Origin of the sequence: Streptomyces sp. NBC_00726 (assembly GCF_045161735.1) — a bacterium.
In the GTDB taxonomy this organism is placed as follows: Bacteria; Actinomycetota; Actinomycetes; order Streptomycetales; family Streptomycetaceae; genus Streptomyces.
Window position 1 is genome coordinate 783,118 of record NZ_CP108983.1, and the last position, 21,337, is coordinate 804,454.

Genomic DNA, 21,337 nt, shown 5'->3' on the forward strand with positions numbered 1-21,337 from the left:
CTCACGCCTCCTTCGGTTCGGTGGGGGCGTTGACACGGCGGGAGCGGCGCAGCGGCGGCTTGGCGCCGAGGCGCTTCGGGTCCAGACCGGACCACGGGTGGCCGCTGGCGAAGAACTTCTTGCGGGCCATGAGCGTCAGGAGCGGCTTGGTGAAGAGGAACACCACGACGACGTCGAGCAGGGTGGTGAGGCCCAGCGTGAACGCGAAGCCCTGGACCTTGCCGACGGTGACCACGAAGAGCACGGCGGCGGCCAGGAACGACACGAAGTCGGAGACCAGGATGGTGCGCCGGGCGCGCGGCCAGCCGCGTTCCACGGCGGGGCGCAGCGTACGGCCCTCGCGGATCTCGTCCCGTACGCGTTCGAAGTACACGATGAACGAGTCGGCGGTGATACCGATGGCCACGATGGCACCGCAGACGGCCGGCAGGTTCAGCGCGAAGCCGATGGCCGGGCCGAGCAGCGACATGATCGTGTAGCTGAGGATGCCGGAGACCAGGAGGCTGAGCAGGGCGATGAACGCCAGACCGCGGTAGTAGGCCACCAGGTAGATGACGACGAGGGCGAGGCCGATGGCGCCGGCGATGAGACCGGCCTTCAGCTGCTCGCCGCCGAGCGCGGCGGTGACGGTGGTGACGCTCTGCTCCTTGAAGGAGAGCGGGAGCGCGCCGTAGGAGAGCTGGTTGGCCAGGGCCTCGGCGGACTCCTGGTTGAAGCTGCCGGAGATCTCGGCGCTGCCGCTCAGCTGCTCGCTGACGCGGGGGGCGGAGACGACCTCGCCGTCCAGGGCGATGGCGAACTGGTTCTGCGGCTCCTGCTGCGCGGAGAGCTTCTTGGTGATCGCCTGGAACTGCTTGGAGCCCTTGCCGGTGAACTCCATCTGGACGATCCACATGCCGCGCTGCTGGTCGAAGGCGGCCTTGGCGCTGTCGACCTCGGTGCCGGAGACCTCGGCCGGGCCGAGCACGTACTTGGCGTCGCCCTCCTGGCTGCACGCCACGACGGTGTCGCCGGCCTTGCTGCCCTGGGCGGCCTTGGAGCGGGACGCCTTGCTGGAGCAGTCGAGCGAGGCGAACTGCTCCTGGAGCTTGGCGGCGGCGGCCTGGTCCTCGGCGGACGCGGACTCACTGGCCTTCGGCGTGGCGCTGGCCTTCGGCGACGGCGAGGAGTCGGCCTTCAGGGCGCCGGTGACCGCGCGGCCCTGAGTGGTGGCGGACGCGGACGGCTTGTCCGAGGGGCTGGCGGCCTTGTCGCCGTCCGTCGCCTTCTCGGAGGCGGACGCCTTCGGGGAGGGCGAGGTGCTGGCCTTGCCGGAGGGCGAGGCGCTGGGCTCCGGGGTGGGCGTGCCCTGGGCGACGGTCAGCACCGGCCGGAAGTACAGCTTGGCGGTGGTGCCGACCTGCTCCCTGGCCTGGGCGGAGTTCGTGCCCTTGGGGATGTTGACGATGATGTTGCTGTTGCCCTGGGTCTGGACCTCGGCCTCGCTGACCCCCAGGCCGTTGACACGGCGGTTCATGATCTCGACCGCGGTGTCCATGTTGGTCTTGTTGATCGCCTGTTCCTGGCCGGGCTCGGCCTTGGCCTCCAGCGTGATGGAGGTGCCGCCCGCCAGGTCGATGCCGAGTCGCGGCGTCGGCTGGTGGGCCAGGAACATCCCGCCCGTGAGGGCGACCATGGCGATCAGGATCAGCGCCAGGGAACGCACTGGGTTCCCCTGACCGCCGGCCGCGCCTCGGCCCTTCTTCGGTGCTGCCACCTTGTTGATTCTCCCTGTCCAACCGCCCCGCGCCGGGTATGCGCCCAAGCGGCCACGAAGTTAAGTGGGGACCCGCCCCCGCGAAGGCACGCACGCTCCGGGGCGCCGGACGCCTGTGGGCTCACGGCATCCCCGGTTCGCGGTGTGCTACTTCGCGTCGGCCTCGCCGTCGGCCTTGCCCTCGGACTTCTTGTCGTCCGCGGCCTCGGCGTCGGTGTCGACGTCCTCGTCGTCCGACTCGGTCTTCTTGACCAGGTCGGTCTTGGCGTCGTCGGCCTCGGTCAGCGAGGAGGCGTCGTCGGGCACGACCGCGCCGTCGACGTCGAGCTCCGGGTCGTCGCCGTGAACGATGCGGTTGTACTCCGCGTCGTCCAGGACGGCACCGATCGCGTTCTTCGCGTACACGGCGTGGACGCCGGGGGCGACCTCAAGAAGGACCGTGTCGTCGTGCAGCTCCTTGACGGTGGCGTACATGCCCCCGATCGTGCGGACGCCGGTGCCGGGCTGCATGTCGTTGCGCATGGCCGCAGCCGCCGCCTGCTTCTTCTTGGCGGACCGCGTCATCAGGAACATGGCCCCGATGAGCACGATGAAGGGGAGGAGAGTCACGGGATTCACGGGACGAGTTTCCTTCGCACGACCGCACTGGAGAACGGCCTGATCTACGGGGGTGGGTACACCGACCCGTTACGGGCGGCATCGGCGGAGTCTAAGCGAGTCCGCATCGATGGAACAACGCCCAGCATGGCACCGTGGTTCCGCTTCCGGTCAACCTGTGACGCATCACGCCCCGAACAGGCCCTGTTGTCCCGTTACGCCGTGCTGTGGCGGGACCAGTCCCAGATGGGCCCAGGCGGCCGGGGTGGCGACCCGTCCGCGCGGCGTCCTGGCCAGCAGTCCTTCCCGTACGAGGAAGGGCTCGGCGACCTCCTCGACGGTCTCGCGCTCCTCCCCCACGGCGACCGCGAGCGTGGACAGGCCCACCGGACCGCCGCCGAACAGCTTCAGCAGCGCCCCGAGCACCGCCCGGTCCAGCCGGTCCAGCCCCCGGGCGTCGACCTCGTACACCCCGAGGGCCGCCGACGCGACCTCCCGGTCGATCCGGCCGTCGGCCTTGACCTGGGCGTAGTCCCGCACGCGGCGCAGCAGCCGGTTGGCGATACGGGGTGTGCCCCGGGAACGTCCGGCGATCTCGGCGGCGCCCTCGGCGTCCAGCTCGACGTCGAGCAGCCGGGCGGAGCGGTGGATCACCCGTTCCAGCTCGGCGGGGGCGTAGAACTCCATGTGCCCGGTGAAGCCGAAGCGGTCGCGCAGCGGGGGCGGCAGCAGGCCGGCCCGGGTGGTGGCGCCGACCAGTGTGAAGGGGGGCAGCTCCAGCGGGATCGCGGTGGCGCCGGGGCCCTTGCCGACGATGACGTCGACCCGGAAGTCCTCCATGGCCATGTACAGCATCTCCTCGGCGGGCCGGGACATGCGGTGGATCTCGTCCAGGAACAGCACCTCGCCCTCCTGGAGCGAGGAGAGGATCGCCGCGAGGTCGCCGGCGTGCTGGATGGCGGGGCCGGAGGTGATCCGGATCGGGGCGTTCATCTCCGCCGCGATGATCATGGAGAGGGTGGTCTTGCCGAGGCCGGGGGCGCCGGAGAGCAGGACGTGATCGGCGGTGGCGCCGCGGGCGCGGGCGGCCTTGAGGACGAGGTCGAGCTGTTCGCGGACCTTCTCCTGGCCGACGAACTCGTCGAGGTCCTTGGGGCGCAGCGCGGCCTCGACCGCGGTGTCGTCGCCGTCCGCGCCTGCGTCGACCAGCCGCTCGTCGAGCCGGTCTTCCATGCCGGCTCCGGTGTCGTCCCAGTTCATCTCGTCTGTCCGCCTCGGATGTATCGGTGCCCGGTCCGGGGTGGCCGGCCGGGCGGAGAAGGGGGGCCGTGCCGCTCAGCGCGCCCGGTTGAGGGTCTGGAGGGCGGCGCGCAGCAGCTGCGGCACGGGTGCCTGGCCTCCGGCGGCGAGGGCTTCCTCGGCCTGGGGCGCGACGGCGGCGACCGCTTCGTCGGCCTCGCGGGTGGCGTAGCCGAGGCCGATCAGGGCGGCCTGGAGCTGGTCGCGCCAGGAGGCGGAGACGGCGGTGCCGATGCCCTGGCCGGGGGCGTGGGCGCCGATCGGTTCGCCGAGCCGGTCCTTCAGTTCCAGCAGGAGCTTCTGGGCGCCCTTCTTGCCGATGCCGGAGACGGCGGTGAGCGCCTTCTCGTCGCCGGTGGCCACGGCGAGCCGCAGGGCGTCCGGGGTGTGCGTGGCCAGCATGGCCTGGGCGAGCCGGGGGCCGACGCCGCTGGCGGTCTGGAGCAGTTCGAAGACCTGCCGCTCGTCGTCGTCGGCGAAGCCGTAGAGGGTCAGCGAGTCCTCGCGGACGACGAGTGAGGTGGCGAGCCTGGCCTCCTGGCCGATGCGCAGGGCGGCCAGGGTGTTGGGGGCGCACTGGACGGCCATGCCGATGCCGCCGACCTCGATGACGGCCGTGGTCGGGGCGAGCGCGGCGACGGGGCCGGTGACGAAGGCGATCATCGGGGGACCTTCCGGACGGGTGCGGCTGCGGTGCGCGGGACGCGCGGGGTGCGGGCGGCGGCCGCCGCGTGCGCCTGCTGGAGGCGGTTGAGGGCGGGGGCGCGCCAGATGTGGCAGATGGCGAGCGCCAGGGCGTCCGCGGCGTCGGCCGGCTTGGGCGGGGCGTCCAGCCGCAGGAGCCGGGTCACCATGGCTCCCACCTGGGCCTTGTCGGCGCGTCCGCTGCCGGAGACGGCGGCCTTGACCTCGCTGGGGGTGTGCAGGGCCACGGGGAGGCCGCGCCGGGCCGCGCAGAGCATGGCGATGGCGCTGGCCTGGGCGGTGCCCATCACCGTACGCACGTTGTGCTGGGCGAAGACCCGTTCCACGGCGACGCAGTCGGGGCGGTGCTCGTCCAGCCATTCCTCGATGCCGCGCTCGATCGCCACGAGCCGGTGGCTGGGCTCCGCGTCGGCGGGGGTACGCACGACGCCCACGCCGAGCATGGTGAGCGGGCGGCCCGCCACGCCCTCGACCACGCCGACCCCGCACCTGGTCAGTCCCGGGTCCACGCCGAGCACGCGCACGGTCGCCCCTCCCTGCCGATCGGTCAACTGTTCCAGTGTTTCTGCAGGCTATCGGTCGGCACCGACAATGTGACGGGCCGGCGGGGGTGTGTCCCCCGCCGGCCCGTCACGACAGCCGTGTCAGACGCGGCTCAGGCGTCGACCTTCGCCATGACCTCGTCGCTGACGTCGAAGTTGGCGAAGACGTTCTGCACGTCGTCGCTGTCCTCCAGCGCGTCGATCAGCTTGAAGATCTTGCGGGCGCCCTCTTCGTCCAGGTCGACCTGCATGGTGGGCAGGAAGTTGGCCTCGGCCGAGTCGTAGTCGATGCCCGCCTCCTGGAGCGCGGTGCGGACCGCGACCATGTCGGTGGCCTCGCTGACGACCTCGAAGGTGTCGCCGAGATCGTTGACCTCCTCGGCGCCCGCCTCGAGAACGGCACCGAGCACATCGTCCTCGGACAGCTCGCCCTTGGGGACGATGACGACGCCCTTGCGGTTGAACAGGTACGAGACGGAACCCGGGTCGGCCATCGAGCCGCCGTTACGGGTCATGGCGACCCGGACGTCGGACGCGGCACGGTTGCGGTTGTCGGTGAGGCACTCGATGAGCACCGCGACACCGTTGGGACCGTAACCCTCGTACATGATCGTCTGGTAGTCGACGCCGCCCGCCTCAAGACCGCCACCGCGCTTGACCGCGGAGTCGATGTTCTTGTTCGGGACCGAACTCTTCTTCGCCTTCTGGATCGCGTCCACGAGGGTCGGGTTGCCCTCGGGGTCCACACCACCGGTGCGGGCCGCGACCTCGATGTTCTTGATCAGCTTCGCGAAGAGCTTGCCGCGCTTGGCGTCAATCACGGCCTTCTTGTGCTTCGTCGTAGCCCATTTAGAGTGGCCGGACATCTGCCTTCTCCTTCGCGTCACCAAATTCCGTACGAACCCGAGAGATCCTACCGGGATCGAGTCACCCGGCCGCGCGCACCATCTCGGTGAAGTACGCGTGGAGCCGGTGGTCCCCGGTCAGTTCCGGGTGGAACGAGGTGGCGAGGGCGTTGTTCTGCCGTACCGCCACGATGTGACCGCCGTGCTCCGCGATCACCTTGGCCCCGGCGCCCACCGACTCGACCCAGGGGGCCCGGATGAAGACGCCCTCGACCGGCCCGCCGTCGATCCCGGCGACCTCGACGGCCGCCTCGAAGGACTCGTTCTGCCGCCCGAAAGCGTTACGGCGCACGATCATGTCGATGCCGCCCAGCGTCTCCTGCCCGGACCGGGGGTCGAGGATCTTGTCGGCGAGCAGGATCATCCCGGCGCAGGTGCCGTACACCGGCATCCCGGCCGCGATCCGCTCGCGCAGGGGGTCCAGCAGGCCGAAGAGGGCGGCCAGCTTGGACATGGTGGTGGACTCGCCGCCGGGCAGGACCAGGCCGTCCACCTCCGCCAGCTCCTCGGGACGCCGGACCGGCCTGGCCAGGGCGTCCGCCGAGGCCAGGGCGATCAGGTGTTCCCGTACGTCGCCCTGGAGGGCCAGGACTCCGATCACAGGGGTGTCGTTCATCGGTGACTACCAGCCGCGGTTGGCGTAGCGCTCGGTCTCGGGCAGCGTGTCGCAGTTGATGCCGACCATGGCCTCGCCCAGGTTCCGGGAGGCGTCCGCGATGATCTTCGGGTCGTCGTAGAAGGTGGTGGCCTTCACGATGGCGGCGGCGCGCTTGGCCGGGTCGCCGGACTTGAAGATGCCGGAGCCGACGAAGACGCCCTCGGCACCGAGCTGGCGCATCAGCGCCGCGTCGGCCGGAGTCGCCACGCCGCCCGCGGAGAACAGCACGACGGGCAGCTTGCCCAGCTCGGCGACCTCCTTGACCAGCTCGTAGGGGGCGCGCAGGTCCTTGGCGGCGGCGTACAGCTCGTTGTTGTCGTAGCCGCGCAGCCGGGCGATCTCGTTCTTGATCTGGCGCAGGTGGCGGACGGCCTCCACCACGTTGCCCGTGCCGGCCTCGCCCTTGGAGCGGATCATGGCCGCGCCCTCGGCGATACGGCGCAGCGCCTCGCCCAGATTGGTGGCGCCGCAGACGAACGGGGTGGTGAAGGCGAACTTGTCGCTGTGGTTGACCTCGTCGGCCGGGGTCAGCACCTCGGACTCGTCGATGTAGTCGACGCCGAGGGACTGGAGGACCTGCGCCTCCACGAAGTGGCCGATGCGGGACTTGGCCATCACCGGGATGGACACCGACTCGATGATCTCCTCGATCATGTTCGGGTCCGACATCCGGGCCACGCCGCCGTCCTTGCGGATGTCGGCCGGGACCCGCTCCAGGGCCATGACCGCCACGGCGCCCGCGTCCTCGGCGATCTTCGCCTGCTCGGCGTTGACGACGTCCATGATCACGCCGCCCTTGAGCTGCTCGGCCATGCCGCGCTTGACGCGGGCGGTGCCGGTGGCCGGGGCGTCGGCGGACTGCGGGGTGCTGGGAAGCGTGGACACGGATGACCTCACTGGGGGGAGCGGATGCGGACGCGCCGAAGGGCGCAGTTCCGAGCAAACTCCCCCGGACCAGTCCACAGCAAGGGCCAATAGGAGGCCGGTGGATCGTTTTCGCCCGGAGGGTGTCCTGCCGGTCAGGGCCGGTCCGTCAGGGCCGGTCCGCCAAGGCCACCGGCGGCTCGTCGTCCATCTCGAAGGCCAGCGGGAACGGCGCGTGCCCGGCCAGCCGGAACCACCGCACCGTGCGGTGCCGGCGCAGCGCCCGCGCCGCCCGGACCGCGTCGTTGTGGAAGCGGCGCGCCATCGGCACCCGCCGCACCGCGGCCGCCAGCTCGGACGCCGCCTCCTGGCCACCGGGGATCTCCCGTACCGCCTCCACCTGCACACTCTCGCCGAACACCGCGCGCAGGGCGGTGCTCAGCTCACTCTCGGCGACCTCACGGTGGTCCTGGGGCGACTGCCTGGCGGCGTGCGCCGCCTCGTACAGCACGATCGAAGCGGCCGGGTCGAGGACGCCGGAGGTGGCGAGCTCCTGGGTGACCGAGGCCCGGCGCAGCAGTTGCGCGTCGAGGGCGGCCCGGGCCGCGTCGATCCGGGTGTGCAGCCGGTCGAGGCGGCCGGCGGTCCAGCTGAGGTACAGGCCGATCGCGACGAGCACCACGACGGCCCAGATGATGAAGGTTACGGTCACGGGCGGCAAGGCTACCGGGGCGGAGCCCTACTCCCGGGCCGGCCCGAACCGGGCGCGCAGCCCGGTGCGTTCGTCGGCCGCCACCGAGGCGGCGCCGTCCGTCACCGTCTCGTACACCGCGAGGATGTCCGCCCCGACCGTCGACCAGTCGAAGCGCCGCACATGGGCGCTCCCCCGCTCGCGCAGCCCGGCGCGCCGCTCCGGGTCGCCCAGCAGCCGGACCGCCGCCCCGGCCAGCGCGTCCGCGTTCTCGTTGGCGAACAGCTCGCCCGCCGCGCCCTGGTCCAGGACCTGTGCGAAGGCGTCCAGATCGCTGGCGAGCACCGGCGCGCCCGCCGACATGGCCTCGACCAGGATGATCCCGAAGCTCTCGCCCCCGGTGTTGGGCGCCACGTACAGATCGACGCTGCGCAGCAGCCGCGCCTTGTCCTCGTCGCTCACCATGCCCAGGAACTCCACTCGGGAGCGCATCTCCTTCGGCAGCGAGGCGACGGCCTCCTCCTCGTCGCCCCGGCCGGCCACCAGGAGCCGGGTCTCCGGGCGGGCGGCGAGGATCGCGGGCAGCGCGCGCATCAGCACGGGCAGGCCCTTGCGGGGCTCGTCGATGCGGCCGATGAAGCCGATCGTGCCGCCCTGCCACTCGGGCCGGGGCTCGGCCCGCGCGAAGAAGTCGACATCCACCCCGTTCGGGATGACCACGGCGTCGCCGCCCAGGTGCTCGACCAGGGTCCGGCGGGCGTATTCGCTGACCGCGATCCGCGCGCTGATCTTCTCCAGCGCCGCCTGAAGGATGGCGTACGCGGCGATCATCGCCCGGGAGCGCGGGTTGGACGTGTGGAACGTGGCGACGATCGGCCCCTGCGCCGCCCAGCAGGTCAGCAGCCCCAGCGACGGCGAGGTCGGCTCGTGGATGTGGATAACGTCGAACGTGCCCTCGTGCAGCCAGCGCCGCACCCGCGCCGCGGACAGGAACCCGAAGTTCAGCCGGGCCACCGAGCCGTTGTACGGGACCGGCACGGCCCGGCCCGCGGAGACCACGTACGGCGGCAGCGGCGTCTCGTCGTCGGCCGGGGCCAGCACGGACACCTCGTGGCCGAGCCGGATCAGATGCTCGGCCAGGTCGCGGATGTGGAACTGCACACCGCCCGGGACGTCCCAGGAGTACGGGCAGACGATGCCGATCTTCACGCCGGGCCTCCGCTCCGGTCCGCACGGGGTTCCAGGTCGGCGAGCCAGAGCCGTTGCAGCATGTGCCAGTCCTCCGGGTGCTCGGCGATGCCCACGGCGAACGCGTCGGCCAGGGCCTGTGTCATCACAGACGTCCTGCCGTCCCGGTCGGCTGACTCCGGCACCTCGACGGGCGGATGGATGCGCGCCTTCATCACCGGCGTGTCGTCGTACGAGAGCGTCACCGGCAGCAGCAGCGCGCCGGTCTGCTGGGCGAGCAGCGCGGGCCCGGCCGGCATCCGGGCCGTATCGCCGAAGAACGACACCTCGATGCCCGACGCGGACAGATCGCGGTCGGCGACCAGGCAGACCAGACCGCCCGACCGCAGCCGCCGGGCCAGCGTCCCGAACGCGGCACCGCCGGTGTGCGGCAGCACCTCCATGCCCAGGCCCTCGCGGTAGGCGACGAACCGGTCGTACAGCGATTCCGGCTTCAGCCGCTCGGCGACCGTGGTGAACGGCACCTTCAGATCCGTGGTCACCCACGCCCCGGCCAGGTCCCAGTTCCCCAGGTGCGGCAGGGCGAGGATCACCCCGCGCCCCGAGTCGAGCCCGTCCGTCAGCCGGTGCGCGTCCGTGACGTCGATCGACGCCTTGATCCGCGCCGGGCTCCAGGTGGGCAGCCGGAACGACTCCATCCAGTACCGCATGTACGAGCGCATGCCGGCCCGCGACAGGGCGGCCAGCCGGGCCGGGTCGGCGTCCGGCACGACCCGCTTGAGGTTGGCCTCCAGGCGCAGCACGCTCTTGCCGCGCCGCTTCCACACCTGGTCGGCGAGGGTACGGAAGAGGGCCCGGGCGGCCGGTTCGGGCAGCGTCTTGACCGCCGCCCAGCCCAGCCCGTACAGCGCGTCGCTCAGCCGCTCCTTCGCGCCGGGCCGCGCGTCGGCGCCGGCCACGCTCACTCCCCGGCCGCGTCCGCCGCGTCCGCCTCGGCGGACTCACGGCGCACGGTGACGACCCGCTGGACCAGCGTCACGAGGCTGCCGGCGGCGACGATCCACAGCGCGATCGGCAGCAGCACCTGGATGCCCGGCACCCCGAACTTGTGCAGACCCGCGAAACCGGCCGCCACCAGCGAGATCACCAGGCGCTCGGCACGCTCCACGAGCCCGTTGACCGCCACCGGCAGCCCGATCGCCTCACCGCGCGCCTTGGTGTACGAGACCACCTGGCCGCTCGCCAGGCAGAAGATCGCCACCGCGCACAGGACGTTGTCGTCGCCGCTGCCCGCGTACCAGAGGGCGAAGCCGCCGAAGATCGCACCGTCGGCGACCCGGTCGAGCGTGGAGTCCAGGAACGCGCCCCACCGGCTGGAGATGCCCGCCTGGCGTGCCATGTTCCCGTCGACGAGGTCCGAGAACACGAAGATCGTGATGACGATCGTGCCCCAGAAGAACTCCCCCATCGGGAAGAAGACCAGCGCACCGGCCATCACCCCGGCCGTACCGATCAGGGTGACCGCGTCCGGGCTCACGCCGAGACGGAGGAGCAGTGCGGCGAACGGCGTGAGGACACGCGTGAAAAAGGCACGCGCGTACTTGTTCAGCATGGCCTTCCCGAGGGGTAGCTGGGCCTGGCGACCCCGTCGGCCACCGGCTGGAGGGAGCCTTCAGCACCCTCCAGGCCATCGTAGTCACGCTCTGCGGCGTCCACCGTCCGGGCACCCCGGGCCGGTGCCGGCGCGAGATATGGACGCGGTGCCGAGGCAGTGCCAAGCTCGGAATACCGCGGGCGTCGCCGCTGCCGCCGCGTCGGCCCTGAGCGCGTGCCCGTGCGCCACCGACGGGAGGCATGACCATGGGCGACAAGGCACACGCACGCACCGGAGCCGCCGGAGGGACACCGGCGGCCGGCCACCGCCCCAGCGCCCTGCGCAACGTGGCGCTGGTCGGCCACAGCGGCTCCGGCAAGACCACCCTGGTCGAGGCGCTCGCGCAGACCGCGGGCGCCCTCGGCCGGGCGGGCCGGGTCGAGGACGGCACGACCGTCTCCGACCACGAGGAGATCGAGCACCGCCAGAACCGGTCCGTGCAGCTCTCCCTGGTCCCCGTGGACTGGGACGGGCACCGGATCAACCTGCTGGACACCCCCGGGTACGCCGACTTCGTCGGGGAGGTCAGGGCCGGGCTGCGGGCGGCGGACGCGGCCCTCTTCGTCGTCTCGGCCGCCCAGGAGCCCGAGGCCGTCGCCGCGACCACCCGGGCGCTGTGGGAGGAGTGCGCCGCCGTCGCCATGCCCCGCGCCCTCGTGGTCACCCACCTCGACACCGCCCGCACCCCGTTCGACGCGATGACCCGGATCTGCGGGGAGCTGTTCGGCGGCGACGACCCCGACGCCGTACTCCCGCTCTACCTGCCCGTGCTCGGCCCCGAGGCCGCCGACGGGCACGCCCCGCTCACCGGCCTCACCGGCCTGCTCACCCAGCGCGTCTTCGACTACTCCGACGGCGAGCGCGCCGAACACCCCCCGTCCGGCGACGAGCGGGCACCCCTGGCCGAGGCCCGCGCCCGCCTCATCGAGGGCATCATCGCGGAGAGCGAGGACGAGACCCTGATGGACCGCTACCTCGGCGGCGAGACCATCGACACCGGCACCCTGATCACCGACCTCGAACGCGCCGTGGCCCGCGGCTCCTTCCACCCCGTCCTCGCCGCGGCCCCCGCCGCCGAGGGCGCCCGCCAGGGCATCGGCACCGTAGAACTCCTCGACCTGATCACCGGCGGCTTCCCGACCCCCCTGGGGCGTGTCCGGAAAGTCCCAGAACACCCGCTGCCCGCCGTCACCGCCCCGGACGGCTCCCCGCTCCCCGCCCTCGACGGCGACCCCGACGGCCCCTTGGTCGCCGAGGTCGTCAAGACGTCCTCCGACCCCTACGTCGGCCGGCTCTCCCTCGTCCGCGTCTTCTCCGGCACCCTGCGCCCCGACGACACCGTGCACGTCCACGGCCACGGCCTCGACTCCCCCGCACACGAGGACCGGCCCGACCACGAGGCACGCACCCGCGTCGGCGCCCTCACCTCACCCTTCGGGAAGCAGCAGCGGCCCCTCGACGCGTGCGTCGCCGGAGACCTGGCCTGCGTCGCCCGGCTGGAGACCGCCGAGACCGGTGACACCCTCTCCGGCACCGGCCACCCCCTCCTCCTCGCCCCCTGGACCACCCCCGACCCGCTGCTCCCGCTCGCCGTCCAGGCCCACAGCAAGGCCGACGAGGACAAGCTCTCCCACAGCCTGGCCCGCCTCGTCGCCGAGGACCCGGCCATACGCCTCGAACAGAACCCGGACACCGGACAGCTCGTCCTGTGGTGCCTGGGCGAAGCCCACCTGGACGTCGCCCTGGACCGGCTGCGCGACCACTACGGCGTCCGGGTCGACACCGTCCCGCACCGCGTCGCCCTCCGCGAGACCTTCGCCGGACCGGCCACCGGGCGCGGCCGCCACGTCAAGCAGTCCGGCGGCCACGGCCAGTACGCGGTCTGCGAGATCGACGTCGAACCCCTGCCCGCCGGCTCCGGCGTCGAATTCGTGGACCGGGTCGTCGGCGGCGCCGTGCCCCGCCCGTTCATCGCCTCCGTCGAGAAGGGCGTCCGCGCCCAGGCCGCCCGGGGCGTCGCCGCCGGACACCCCCTGGTCGACATCCGGGTCGTCCTGCGCGACGGCAAGGCGCACTCCGTCGACTCGTCGGACGCCGCCTTCCAGACCGCCGGCGCCCTGGCCCTGCGCGAGGCCGCCGCCGAGGCGCACATCCGGTTCCTGGAACCCGTCGCCGAGGTCGGCGTCCTGGTGCCCGACGACTACGTGGGCCCGGTCATGAGCGACCTCTCCGGCCGCCGGGGCCGGGTCACCGGCACCGAACAGACCGGCTCCGGACGCACCCTCGTCCGCGCCGACGTCCCCGAACTGGAGATCGGCCGGTACGCGGTGGACCTGCGCGCCCTCACCCACGGCACCGGCCGCTTCGACCGCGCGTACGCCCGCCACGAACCCATGCCCCCACAGCTCGCCGACCGCGTCCACGCCCCCCGGGGCTGACACGGAACGGGCCGCTCCCCCGAACGTTGTCCACAGGACCGGACGCCGGACGTATCCGGACGATACGCTGAGACCCCAGCTCAGAAAGTGTGCCGGGCACGGCAGTTGGGAAACAGCCGCAGGAGCGGTTCCTCGGTGGCGAGTGGGGGCGACAGTGGCCAGCAACGGATTCGATTTCTCACCCGGAGCGCAGATTCCGCTCCAGGGGTCGGCAGGCGCGGCGGTGGCGACCAACGCCCTCGCCTCCGCCGCGTACCGCGACAGCCCGGTGGAGGAGATCCTCAAAGCCAACAGCGAGTGGCACAAGTCCGAGGTGAAGGCGGGCCGTTCCAGCCTCCTCAAGTCCGACTACTTCAAGCCCAACCTCGGCGAGGCGTTCGCCCGCGCCGTACAGGAACGCATGCTCGGCGGCGCCCGCAAGGACATCATCCAGTCCTTCGGCACCGACCCGCAGACCGTGGTCGAGCACTGCCTCTCCGCCAACAGCCTCCGCAAGCAGCGCGACACCCGGCTCACCGCCGTCACCGTGCTGTTCGGCTTCCTGTTCCTGCCCGGCATGCTGCTCTGGGTCATCGCCTTCCGGCTCCGCGACGGCTTCGCCAAGAGCAAGGACCGGCTCCTCACCACCCTCGGCAACAGCCTGCTGCCCCTCGTCGGCATCGGCGTCGTCGTCCTGATGATCCGACTGCCCCTGACCGGGCTGCTCGCGCTCTATCTGCGCGCCATGTTCGTCGCCCCGGTCATCGGCTGGTACATCGCCAGACGGATCGCCGAAGGCTCCGCCCGGGACATGCGCACCCGCTGGGAGGGCCTGCTCTCCGGCGGCGGCGTCGCCGCCAAGATCCCCGAATCCGTCCCGAAGAACCCCAGCGAGACCGCCCGCGAGGCCCTGCGCCAGGGCCTGGAGAAGCTCTCCGCCGAACAGCAGTCCAACTCCGTCTTCTACGCCGGCCCCAAGGGCATCCTCGGCATGGGCACCCGCTGGGGCAGCTGGCAGCTCGCCGAGGACCTCGTCCCCAAGGAGCCCGGCAAGGAGATCCACCAGTTCCGCAGCTGGGACGTCATCCGCGTCATCCACGACCAGCTCAAACTGCTGGAACGCGGCCCGCTGAACACCGGCGGGTTCCCCACCCCCTCCGTCAACCACTGGATCGTCACCCCCATCGGGGAGAACGCCGACTCCGTCACCCGCCCCCAGGGCGAGGACGTCGCCACCTTCCAGATCAAGCCCCACGAAATACAGCGGATCTGCAACCACCAGCAGTTCGGCGGCGGCAACCGGCACTACCTCGGCGTCCAGTTCACTCTCTGGGACGGCCAGCTCGTCATCACCATGATGATCACCGTCACCGTCCTCTACGAGACCCTGCGCATCGAAGTCACCGGACACGCCCTCGGCCCCGTCCACTCCCTCTTCACCAGCAAGCCCGCCGCGAAGACCCGGACCGTCAACAAGACCGTCCGGTTCTGGGAGACCCGCGACATCACCCTCGCCCTGGTCGACGCCCACGAGGTCACCCGCCTCGCCCTGCGCGCCCCCTTCACCTGGTATCCGCCGCTCCTCGACTACCTCGGCGGCAAGATCGCCCTGCCCGAACCCTTCGGCCTCCGCCACGCCTGGGCCGAGAAGCCCTGGCGCCACCGCTTCATGGCCGACGACGCCATGCGCGCCGCAACCCCCGTCCTGCGCGTCGTGCACAACGCCGCCATCAAGGTCCTGGAGGAGCACGGCGTGGACACCGAGCGCTTCAACAGCCGCTCGTCGGTCCTCAGCGGCCTCGTCCAGCAGCCCAGCCCCGGCAAGGCCGACCTCTACGACGCCTGACCCGCGTACGCGAACGGGGCGCCCCGGAAGAAATCCGGAGCGCCCCGCACGGCGAGCAGGAGAATCAGGCGGCCGGCCAGGCGTCCGCCAGCATCTTCCGCGTGTCCGCCAGCAGCTGCGGCAGCACCCGGGTGTGCCCCACCACCGGCATGAAGTTCGCGTCCCCGCCCCACCGGGGCACCAGATGCTGATGCAGATGCGCGGCGATCCCCGCCCCCGCCACCTCACCCTGGTTCATCCCGATGTTGAACCCGTGCGCGCCCGAGGCCGCCCGCAGCGCCCGCATCGCCCGCTTCGTGAAATCGGCCAGCTCCGCCGTCTCCGGACCGTCCAGCTCCGTGTAGTCCGCGACATGCCGGTACGGCACCACCATCAGGTGCCCCCCGTTGTACGGATACAGATTCAGCACGGCGTACACCTTCGCACCGCGCGCGACGACGAGCCCGTCCTCGTCCGACTTCTCCGGAATCCCGCAGAACGGACAGCCGTCCCCCGCCTCCGGGCCGGTCGGCTTGTTCTCCCCCTGGATGTACGCCATCCGGTGGGGCGTCCACAGGCGCTGGAACGCGTCGGGCGTCCCCACTCCGATCTGCTGCTCCGGCTCACTCGTCATGCCGGCCAGCATATTGCTTCACCTGTGCGGAGCGTGTCGCCGGGGCCGATCCCGTATCCGCCCCGCGATGCTGGGCCGATGAGCGCGCGCACCCCGGACCGGCCCCCTCCCGCTCTCACCCGCTGGGAGCGGCGCACCGAGGTCCCGCTCCTCGCCGCCTCCCTGGTCTTCCTCGCCGGCTACGCGTTCCGCGTCCTCGCCCCGCACGACGCCCAGCCCTGGCACGACATCTCCCTCGCCTTCGTCGGCGCGACCTGGCTGCTCTTCGTGCTCGACTACGCGGTACGCGTGCGGCTCAGCGGCCTCGGCCCGGGCCTCCGCTTCGTCCGCGTCCACTGGCTCGACACCCTGGTCCTGATCCTTCCGCTGCTGCGCCCGCTGCGCATGGTGCAGGTCTACACGGCGGTCCAGGAGAAGCGGGACCGCCCGCGCCTCGGCCTGTACGCGCGGGTGATCTCGTACGCCGGAATGACCGCCGTCCTGCTGGGCTTCTCGGCGGCCCTCAGCGTGTACCACTGGGAGCACGACGCCCCGGGCGCCTCGATCCGCACGTTCGGAGACGCGGTCTGGTGGGCATGCGAGACGCTGACGACGGTGGGTTACGGGGATGCCGTGCCGGTGACGACGGGGGGCCGGATCATCGCGGCGGGCCTGATGGCCTGCGGCCTGGGGCTGCTGGGGGCGGTCACGGGCTCGTTCTCGTCATGGCTGATCCAGGTGTTCCGGCGGGAGGACGAGAAGGAGCCCCCGGCGAGCGGGTAGCTCGGCCGGGGGCTCATCCCCGCTCGCGCGGGGAGCAGGTGGACATATGCCAAGTCCGACCGATCGCGTCCGGATCACCCCCGCTTGCGCGGGGAGCACCTCACACCTGCACGCGACGCTCCACCACGTCAACGAGCTTGGCGATCGCTTCGTCACGGGCGATGCCGTTCTCCTGCGAACCGTCGCGGTACCGGAACGACACCGTGCCCGCGTTCATGTCGTCGTCACCGACGATGATCATGAACGGCACCTTGGCCTTCTGGTGGTTGCGGATTTTCTTCTGCATCCGGTCCGACGACGCGTCCACCTCGACGCGCAGGCCCTTCTTCCGGGCCTCCGCCGCGAACTCCTGGAGGTACGGGATGTGGGTGTCGCCGATCGGGATGCCGACCGCCTGGACCGGGGCCAGCCAGACCGGGAACGCACCCGCGTAGTGCTCAAGCAGCACCGCGAAGAAGCGCTCGATGGAGCCGAACAGCGCGCGGTGGATCATGACCGGGCGCTGCTTGGAGCCGTCCGGACCGGTGTACTCCAGGTCGAACCGCTCGGGCAGGTTGAAGTCGAGCTGGATGGTCGACATCTGCCAGGTCCGGCCGATGGCGTCCCGCGCCTGCACCGAGATCTTCGGGCCGTAGAACGCGGCCCCGCCCGGGTCCGGGACCAGCGGAAGCCCCTGCTTCTCGGCGACCTGGCGCAGCGTCTCCGTGGCCTCTTCCCAGGTCTCGTCCGACCCGACGAACTTGGTCTCGTCCTTGGTGGACAGCTCCAGGTAGAAGTCGGTGAGCCCGTAGTCGCGAAGCAGGTTCAGGACGAAGGTGAGCGTCCGGTCCAGCTCCTCGGCCATCTGCTCACGGGTGCAGTAGATGTGCGCGTCGTCCTGCGTGAAGCCGCGCGAGCGGGTCAGGCCGTGCACGACGCCCGACTTCTCGTACCGGTACACGGTACCGAACTCAAAGAGCCTCAAGGGGAGTTCACGGTACGAGCGGCCGCGCGCGTCGAAGATCAGGTTGTGCATCGGGCAGTTCATCGGCTTGAGGTAGTAGTCCACCCCGTCGTCGAGCTGCATGGGCGGGTACATGCCGTCGGCGTACCAGTCCAGGTGCCCGGACTTCTCGAAGAGCTTGCCCTTGGTGGCGTGCGGCGAGTAGACGAACTCGTAGCCCTCCTCCTCGTGCCGGCGGCGCGAGTAGTCCTCCATGGCCCGGCGGATGACGCCGCCCTTGGGGTGGAAGACGGCGAGACCGGGGCCGATCTCGTCCGGGAACGAGAAAAGGTCCAGTTCGGCACCCAGGCGGCGGTGGTCGCGCTTGGCGGCCTCCTCCAGGAACTCCAGGTGCGCCTTCAGCTCGTCCTTGGTGGGCCAGGCGGTGCCGTAGATGCGCTGGAGCATCGGATTTTTCTCGCTGCCCCGCCAGTACGCGGCAGCGTTCCGCATCAGCTTGAAGGCCGGGATGAACCGGGTGGTCGGCAGGTGCGGACCCCGGCAGAGGTCCCGCCAGCACAGCTCGCCGGTCTTCGGGTCGAGGTTGTCGTAGATGGTCAGCTCGCCGCCGCCCACCTCGACGTCCGCGCCGTCGTCCGAGGAGGCGGAGCCCTTGATGCCGATGAGCTCCAGCTTGTACGGCTCGTCGGCCAGCTCCTCGCGGGCGGCCTCGTCCGTCACGACCCGACGGGAGAACTTCTGGCCCCGCTTCTGGATCTCCTGCATCCGCTTCTCGATGGCCTTGAGGTCCTCGGGCGTGAACGGCTTCTCGACGTCGAAGTCGTAGTAGAAGCCGTCCTTGACCGGCGGGCCGATGCCGAGCTTGGCCTCGGGGTGCAGCTCCTGCACGGCCTGGGCCATGACGTGCGCGGTGGAGTGGCGCAGGATGTTGAGGCCGTCCTCGGAGGAGATCTCGACGGGCTCGACGGTCTCGCCGTCCTTGAGCTCGTACGCGAGGTCCTTCAGCTCGCCGCCGACGCGGGCGGCGACGATGGTGCGCTCACCGGGGAAGAGCTCGGCAGCCGTAGTGCCCGTCGTCACCACGCGCTCTTCCCGCTCGGAATCGCGTTGGATGGTCACACGGACGTCTGACACCGGTCTCTCCTGACTCAGGGGGATGCGCCCGCCTTCCTGTTGCGCGCGCAACAGGAATCGTACCGAGCCGAGGGCCCCCATTGCGAAAGGCCCTACTCCCCCGTGCACGCCTCCTCGAAGAAGTCCACGTTCTCCTGGAGCGACTTCATCAGCCGGTCCCGCTCCTCGTCGTCCACCTGTACGGGGACGACCTGCGAGGCCCCGGTCAGCCGCCGGAAGCCGCCCCGGCTCTCCAGCCGCCCCTCCACCCGGACCGGCAGCCCGACCAGATGGGCCTGGCCGGCGATCCGGTACGCCTCCTCGTCCAGCTCGATCCGGACGTGCGGCACCTCGGCCCCGGCGAGCACCCGCAGCCGTACGATCCCGGCCCCGCGCGGCCCGGACCGCCGCAGCCGGACGACGGCCCCGGTGATCCGTACGGTGACGGCGGGCTCGTCGCGCAGGTAGCGCGCCCCGGCCCGGCGCAGGGCGGGCAGGTCGCCCGGGGAGAACTCGACGGGTTCGGGGCGGGCGGGGCAGCCGGCGGGAGTGCCGGCGGCGGGGGCCCAGTCCAGCGCGATGGCGGCGCCCTCCGAGCCGCGGACGAGGGCGACGACGGCCTCGGTGAGCTCCCGGCTGACGCCCGCCGCGACGGCGTTGTCGAAGGCTTCCATGCCGCCGGTGGCCCGTTGGTAGTCCACCGCCTCGCGGGTGGCGTGCAGGGCGTGGTGGAGCCGGACGGCGACGGGTCGGCCCGGGTCGACCGGGATGAAGGCGGTGAGGGAGCGGCCGCCGGGTCCGGGGCCGGTGAGCACGGGGCCGAGGGCGGCCAGGGCGCGGCCGCGGCGGCGGGCGCCGTGGTAGCCGGCCGGGCCCCGGACGGCGAGCGCGCCGGCCAGCAGGATCTGGCGGGCGGCGCCGTGCAGTCGCTCCGCGCCGAGCCAGTCGGCGGCCCCGGCGGCGGGTTCGGGGACCTCGCGGTGCCAGCGGATCTCGTCGCTGGGGACGGCGAGGGCGACCAGGATCTCGCGGGCGGAGGGGGCGGCACTGCGGGCGAGCGCGGTCAGGGCCTCGCCGAGCAGATCCTCGCTGTCGGGGAAGGTCCTGGTGCGGGGCACGAGGAGGCTGGTGGTGCCGTCGGGCGGGGTCCAGCGGCTGTAGGGGCCGGCGTCGGTGCCGCGCCGCCGCCAGCCGTGCCGGGCGAGCAGGGTGCCGAGGACGGCGGGGTCGACGCGGGCCGGGTCGGGCAGGGCCCAGGTGGCTGGGGCGGCCTCACCGTGGCCGCGTACGGACTCGTGCATCAGGGTCTCCCTCCCGCCCCGACGCGGGTCATGATCTCGCAGAGCGCCCGGTCGTCGAAGACGCGCGAGGTCAGGAGCCGCACGGTGGTCCGGTGGCGGCCGGTCACGGGGTGGCCGGCCAGATTGGTCCAGTAACAGCAGTGCCGCAGGTCGAGGCTGTCCGGGCCGGCCCGCAGCCAGTCGTCCTGGCTGCGCGGCACGAGCATCACGACCAGGATCTTGTGCACCGAGACCGGCGTCCGGGCGAGCTTCACCAGATGGGCGTTGTCCAGCGTGAAGGCGAAGGTCGGGCCGGGCGGCCGGGGCGGTATCTGGTAGGTGCACTTCAGCTGGACCTTGATGGTCACCTCGTCGTCCACGAGATGGCCGGGGGAACCGTGGCTGACGTGCCAGTCGATGCCGTTGTCGGGGAAGGGCTGCGACAGCGAGCAGCCCGCCGCCGCGGCGACGGCGTGGAGGTAGCCCACCTGGAGGGTCTCCATGCAGGCGGTGGTGGCGAGTCCGCCGCGCAGCGGTGCCGTCCGCTGGGGCAGCAGCCCGCTCGGTTCGGGCTGCGCGAGCGCCATGGCTCCGTAAGCCTTCCGGGCCGTACCGATGGGGATGAGAAGTGCCGGGCGGTCAACTTCCGCTGCCGGTACTTGTGTTGTCACCGCACGGGACCGTGCGCAAACGGCGTATCAGGCAAAGGGTGCGGGTATCACCGAACCGGGCAGAGGAATCCCGCCATCTGCCGTGCGTGCGCGAGGAGTTCGGGGATGACTCATTGGTACGAAGGGCCATTGGCCGCTTTCGACACGGAGACGACGGGTGTGGACGTCGAGGAGGACCGGATCGTCTCGGCCGCCCTGGTGATCCAGGACCGGGCGGACGGCCCGGTGCGCGTCACCCGCTGGCTGGTGAATCCGGGGGTGCCGGTCCCCCCGGGCGCGACGGAGATCCACGGGCTGACCGACGACCATCTCCAGCGCAACGGCCGCTGGCCGGCGCCGGTGGTGGAGGAGATGGCGCGGGCGCTGGCCGAGCAGTGCGCGGCGGGCCGGCCGCTCGTCGTGATGAACGCGCCGTTCGATCTGACGCTGCTGGACCGGGAGTTGAAGCGGCACCGGGCGTCGTCGCTGGGCGTGTACCTGGAGCGGGCACCGCTGTGCGTGCTGGACCCCCGGGTGCTGGACAAGCATCTGGACCGCTACCGCAAGGGCCGGCGCACGCTCACGGATCTCTGCGAGCTGTACGGCGTACTGCTGGACGGTGCGCATGACGCGGCGGCGGACGCGGCCGCGTCGCTGGAGCTGGTCCGGGCGGTGGGGCGCCGCTTCTCGGCACGGCTCGAACGGCTGACCCCGGCGGAGCTGCACACGCTCCAGGCGGTGTGGCACGCCGCGCAGGCGCGGGGGCTCCAGGCGTGGTTCGCGCGGAGCGGGACGCCGGAGACGGTGGACCCGGCCTGGCCGCTGCGCCCGGAGCTGCGCACCGCCGCGTAGGA

20 protein-coding genes are annotated in these 21,337 nt (G+C 71.8%); 4 read left to right on the top strand and 16 right to left on the bottom strand.

Features of this window, described 5'->3' with window-relative positions:
- Position 1 precedes the first annotated feature (1 nt).
- From secD to pgsA, 12 genes are all read right to left on the bottom strand, one after another.
- Positions 2-1,756, bottom strand: a complete 1,755-nt coding sequence (gene secD / locus OG338_RS03320; RefSeq protein WP_405935883.1) for a protein translocase subunit SecD — start codon at positions 1,754-1,756, stop codon at positions 2-4.
- A 147-nt stretch (positions 1,757-1,903) separates the two neighbouring features.
- Positions 1,904-2,374: a preprotein translocase subunit YajC gene (gene yajC / locus OG338_RS03325; RefSeq protein WP_405935884.1), complete on the bottom strand. Its 471-nt coding sequence runs from the start codon at positions 2,372-2,374 to the stop codon at positions 1,904-1,906.
- 165 nt (positions 2,375-2,539) lie between these two features.
- Positions 2,540-3,613 (bottom strand): Holliday junction branch migration DNA helicase RuvB, encoded by a 1,074-nt coding sequence (gene ruvB / locus OG338_RS03330; protein WP_405935885.1) that lies wholly within the window; start codon positions 3,611-3,613, stop codon positions 2,540-2,542.
- Positions 3,614-3,688: 75 nt separating this feature from the next.
- Complete coding sequence (ruvA, locus tag OG338_RS03335) at positions 3,689-4,315, bottom strand: Holliday junction branch migration protein RuvA (protein WP_161212540.1); 627 nt, start codon at positions 4,313-4,315, stop codon at positions 3,689-3,691.
- The gene (ruvC, locus tag OG338_RS03340) at positions 4,312-4,881 is read right to left on the bottom strand and encodes a crossover junction endodeoxyribonuclease RuvC (RefSeq protein WP_405940304.1); all 570 of its coding nucleotides are present in this window, start codon (positions 4,879-4,881) and stop codon (positions 4,312-4,314) included. Before ruvC ends, ruvA begins: the two co-directional genes overlap by 4 nt.
- Before the next feature lie 131 nt (positions 4,882-5,012).
- Complete coding sequence (locus OG338_RS03345; RefSeq protein WP_405935886.1) at positions 5,013-5,765, bottom strand: YebC/PmpR family DNA-binding transcriptional regulator; 753 nt, start codon at positions 5,763-5,765, stop codon at positions 5,013-5,015.
- A gap of 61 nt (positions 5,766-5,826) precedes the next feature.
- The gene (gene pdxT / locus OG338_RS03350) at positions 5,827-6,420 is read right to left on the bottom strand and encodes a pyridoxal 5'-phosphate synthase glutaminase subunit PdxT (protein WP_405935887.1); all 594 of its coding nucleotides are present in this window, start codon (positions 6,418-6,420) and stop codon (positions 5,827-5,829) included.
- A gap of 6 nt (positions 6,421-6,426) precedes the next feature.
- Positions 6,427-7,347, bottom strand: coding sequence for a pyridoxal 5'-phosphate synthase lyase subunit PdxS (gene pdxS / locus OG338_RS03355; protein WP_405935888.1), 921 nt, complete (start codon positions 7,345-7,347; stop codon positions 6,427-6,429).
- Positions 7,348-7,495: 148 nt separating this feature from the next.
- On the bottom strand, positions 7,496-8,038 hold the full coding sequence (locus OG338_RS03360; RefSeq protein ID WP_405935889.1) for a hypothetical protein: 543 nt from the start codon (positions 8,036-8,038) through the stop codon (positions 7,496-7,498).
- Between the two features lie 27 nt (positions 8,039-8,065).
- Positions 8,066-9,226: a glycosyltransferase family 4 protein gene (locus OG338_RS03365; protein WP_405935890.1), complete on the bottom strand. Its 1,161-nt coding sequence runs from the start codon at positions 9,224-9,226 to the stop codon at positions 8,066-8,068.
- A complete protein-coding gene (locus OG338_RS03370; RefSeq protein WP_405935891.1) occupies positions 9,223-10,170 on the bottom strand; it encodes a phosphatidylinositol mannoside acyltransferase in 948 nt (315 codons plus the stop codon). Before OG338_RS03370 ends, OG338_RS03365 begins: the two co-directional genes overlap by 4 nt.
- Positions 10,167-10,817, bottom strand: a complete 651-nt coding sequence (gene pgsA / locus OG338_RS03375; protein WP_405935892.1) for a phosphatidylinositol phosphate synthase — start codon at positions 10,815-10,817, stop codon at positions 10,167-10,169. Before pgsA ends, OG338_RS03370 begins: the two co-directional genes overlap by 4 nt.
- 248 nt (positions 10,818-11,065) lie before the next feature.
- Here pgsA and OG338_RS03380 point away from each other — a divergent pair, with 248 nt between their 5' ends.
- Entirely contained in the window at positions 11,066-13,297 is a 2,232-nt protein-coding gene (locus OG338_RS03380; protein ID WP_405935893.1) for an elongation factor G-like protein EF-G2, read from the top strand.
- Positions 13,298-13,451: 154 nt separating this feature from the next.
- Positions 13,452-15,122, top strand: a complete 1,671-nt coding sequence (locus OG338_RS03385) for a hypothetical protein (protein WP_405935894.1) — start codon at positions 13,452-13,454, stop codon at positions 15,120-15,122.
- 64 nt (positions 15,123-15,186) lie between these two features.
- Here OG338_RS03385 and OG338_RS03390 read toward each other — a convergent pair whose 3' ends face one another.
- Entirely contained in the window at positions 15,187-15,747 is a 561-nt protein-coding gene (locus OG338_RS03390) for an HIT family protein (RefSeq protein WP_405935895.1), read from the bottom strand.
- 66 nt (positions 15,748-15,813) lie between these two features.
- On the opposite strand from OG338_RS03390, the gene OG338_RS03395 reads away from it, so the two are divergent.
- Positions 15,814-16,497 (top strand): potassium channel family protein, encoded by a 684-nt coding sequence (locus OG338_RS03395; RefSeq protein WP_405935896.1) that lies wholly within the window; start codon positions 15,814-15,816, stop codon positions 16,495-16,497.
- 100 nt (positions 16,498-16,597) lie between these two features.
- Here OG338_RS03395 and thrS read toward each other — a convergent pair whose 3' ends face one another.
- From thrS to OG338_RS03410, 3 genes are all read right to left on the bottom strand, one after another.
- Positions 16,598-18,574 (bottom strand): threonine--tRNA ligase, encoded by a 1,977-nt coding sequence (gene thrS, locus OG338_RS03400; protein ID WP_405935897.1) that lies wholly within the window; start codon positions 18,572-18,574, stop codon positions 16,598-16,600.
- Between the two features lie 92 nt (positions 18,575-18,666).
- On the bottom strand, positions 18,667-19,854 hold the full coding sequence (locus tag OG338_RS03405) for a hypothetical protein (protein WP_405935898.1): 1,188 nt from the start codon (positions 19,852-19,854) through the stop codon (positions 18,667-18,669).
- Positions 19,854-20,420 (bottom strand): DUF4365 domain-containing protein, encoded by a 567-nt coding sequence (locus tag OG338_RS03410; protein WP_405935899.1) that lies wholly within the window; start codon positions 20,418-20,420, stop codon positions 19,854-19,856. The genes OG338_RS03405 and OG338_RS03410 overlap by 1 nt, the downstream gene beginning before the upstream one ends.
- A 189-nt stretch (positions 20,421-20,609) precedes the next feature.
- On the opposite strand from OG338_RS03410, the gene OG338_RS03415 reads away from it, so the two are divergent.
- A complete protein-coding gene (locus tag OG338_RS03415; RefSeq protein ID WP_405935900.1) occupies positions 20,610-21,335 on the top strand; it encodes a 3'-5' exonuclease in 726 nt (241 codons plus the stop codon).
- Positions 21,336-21,337 lie beyond the last annotated feature (2 nt).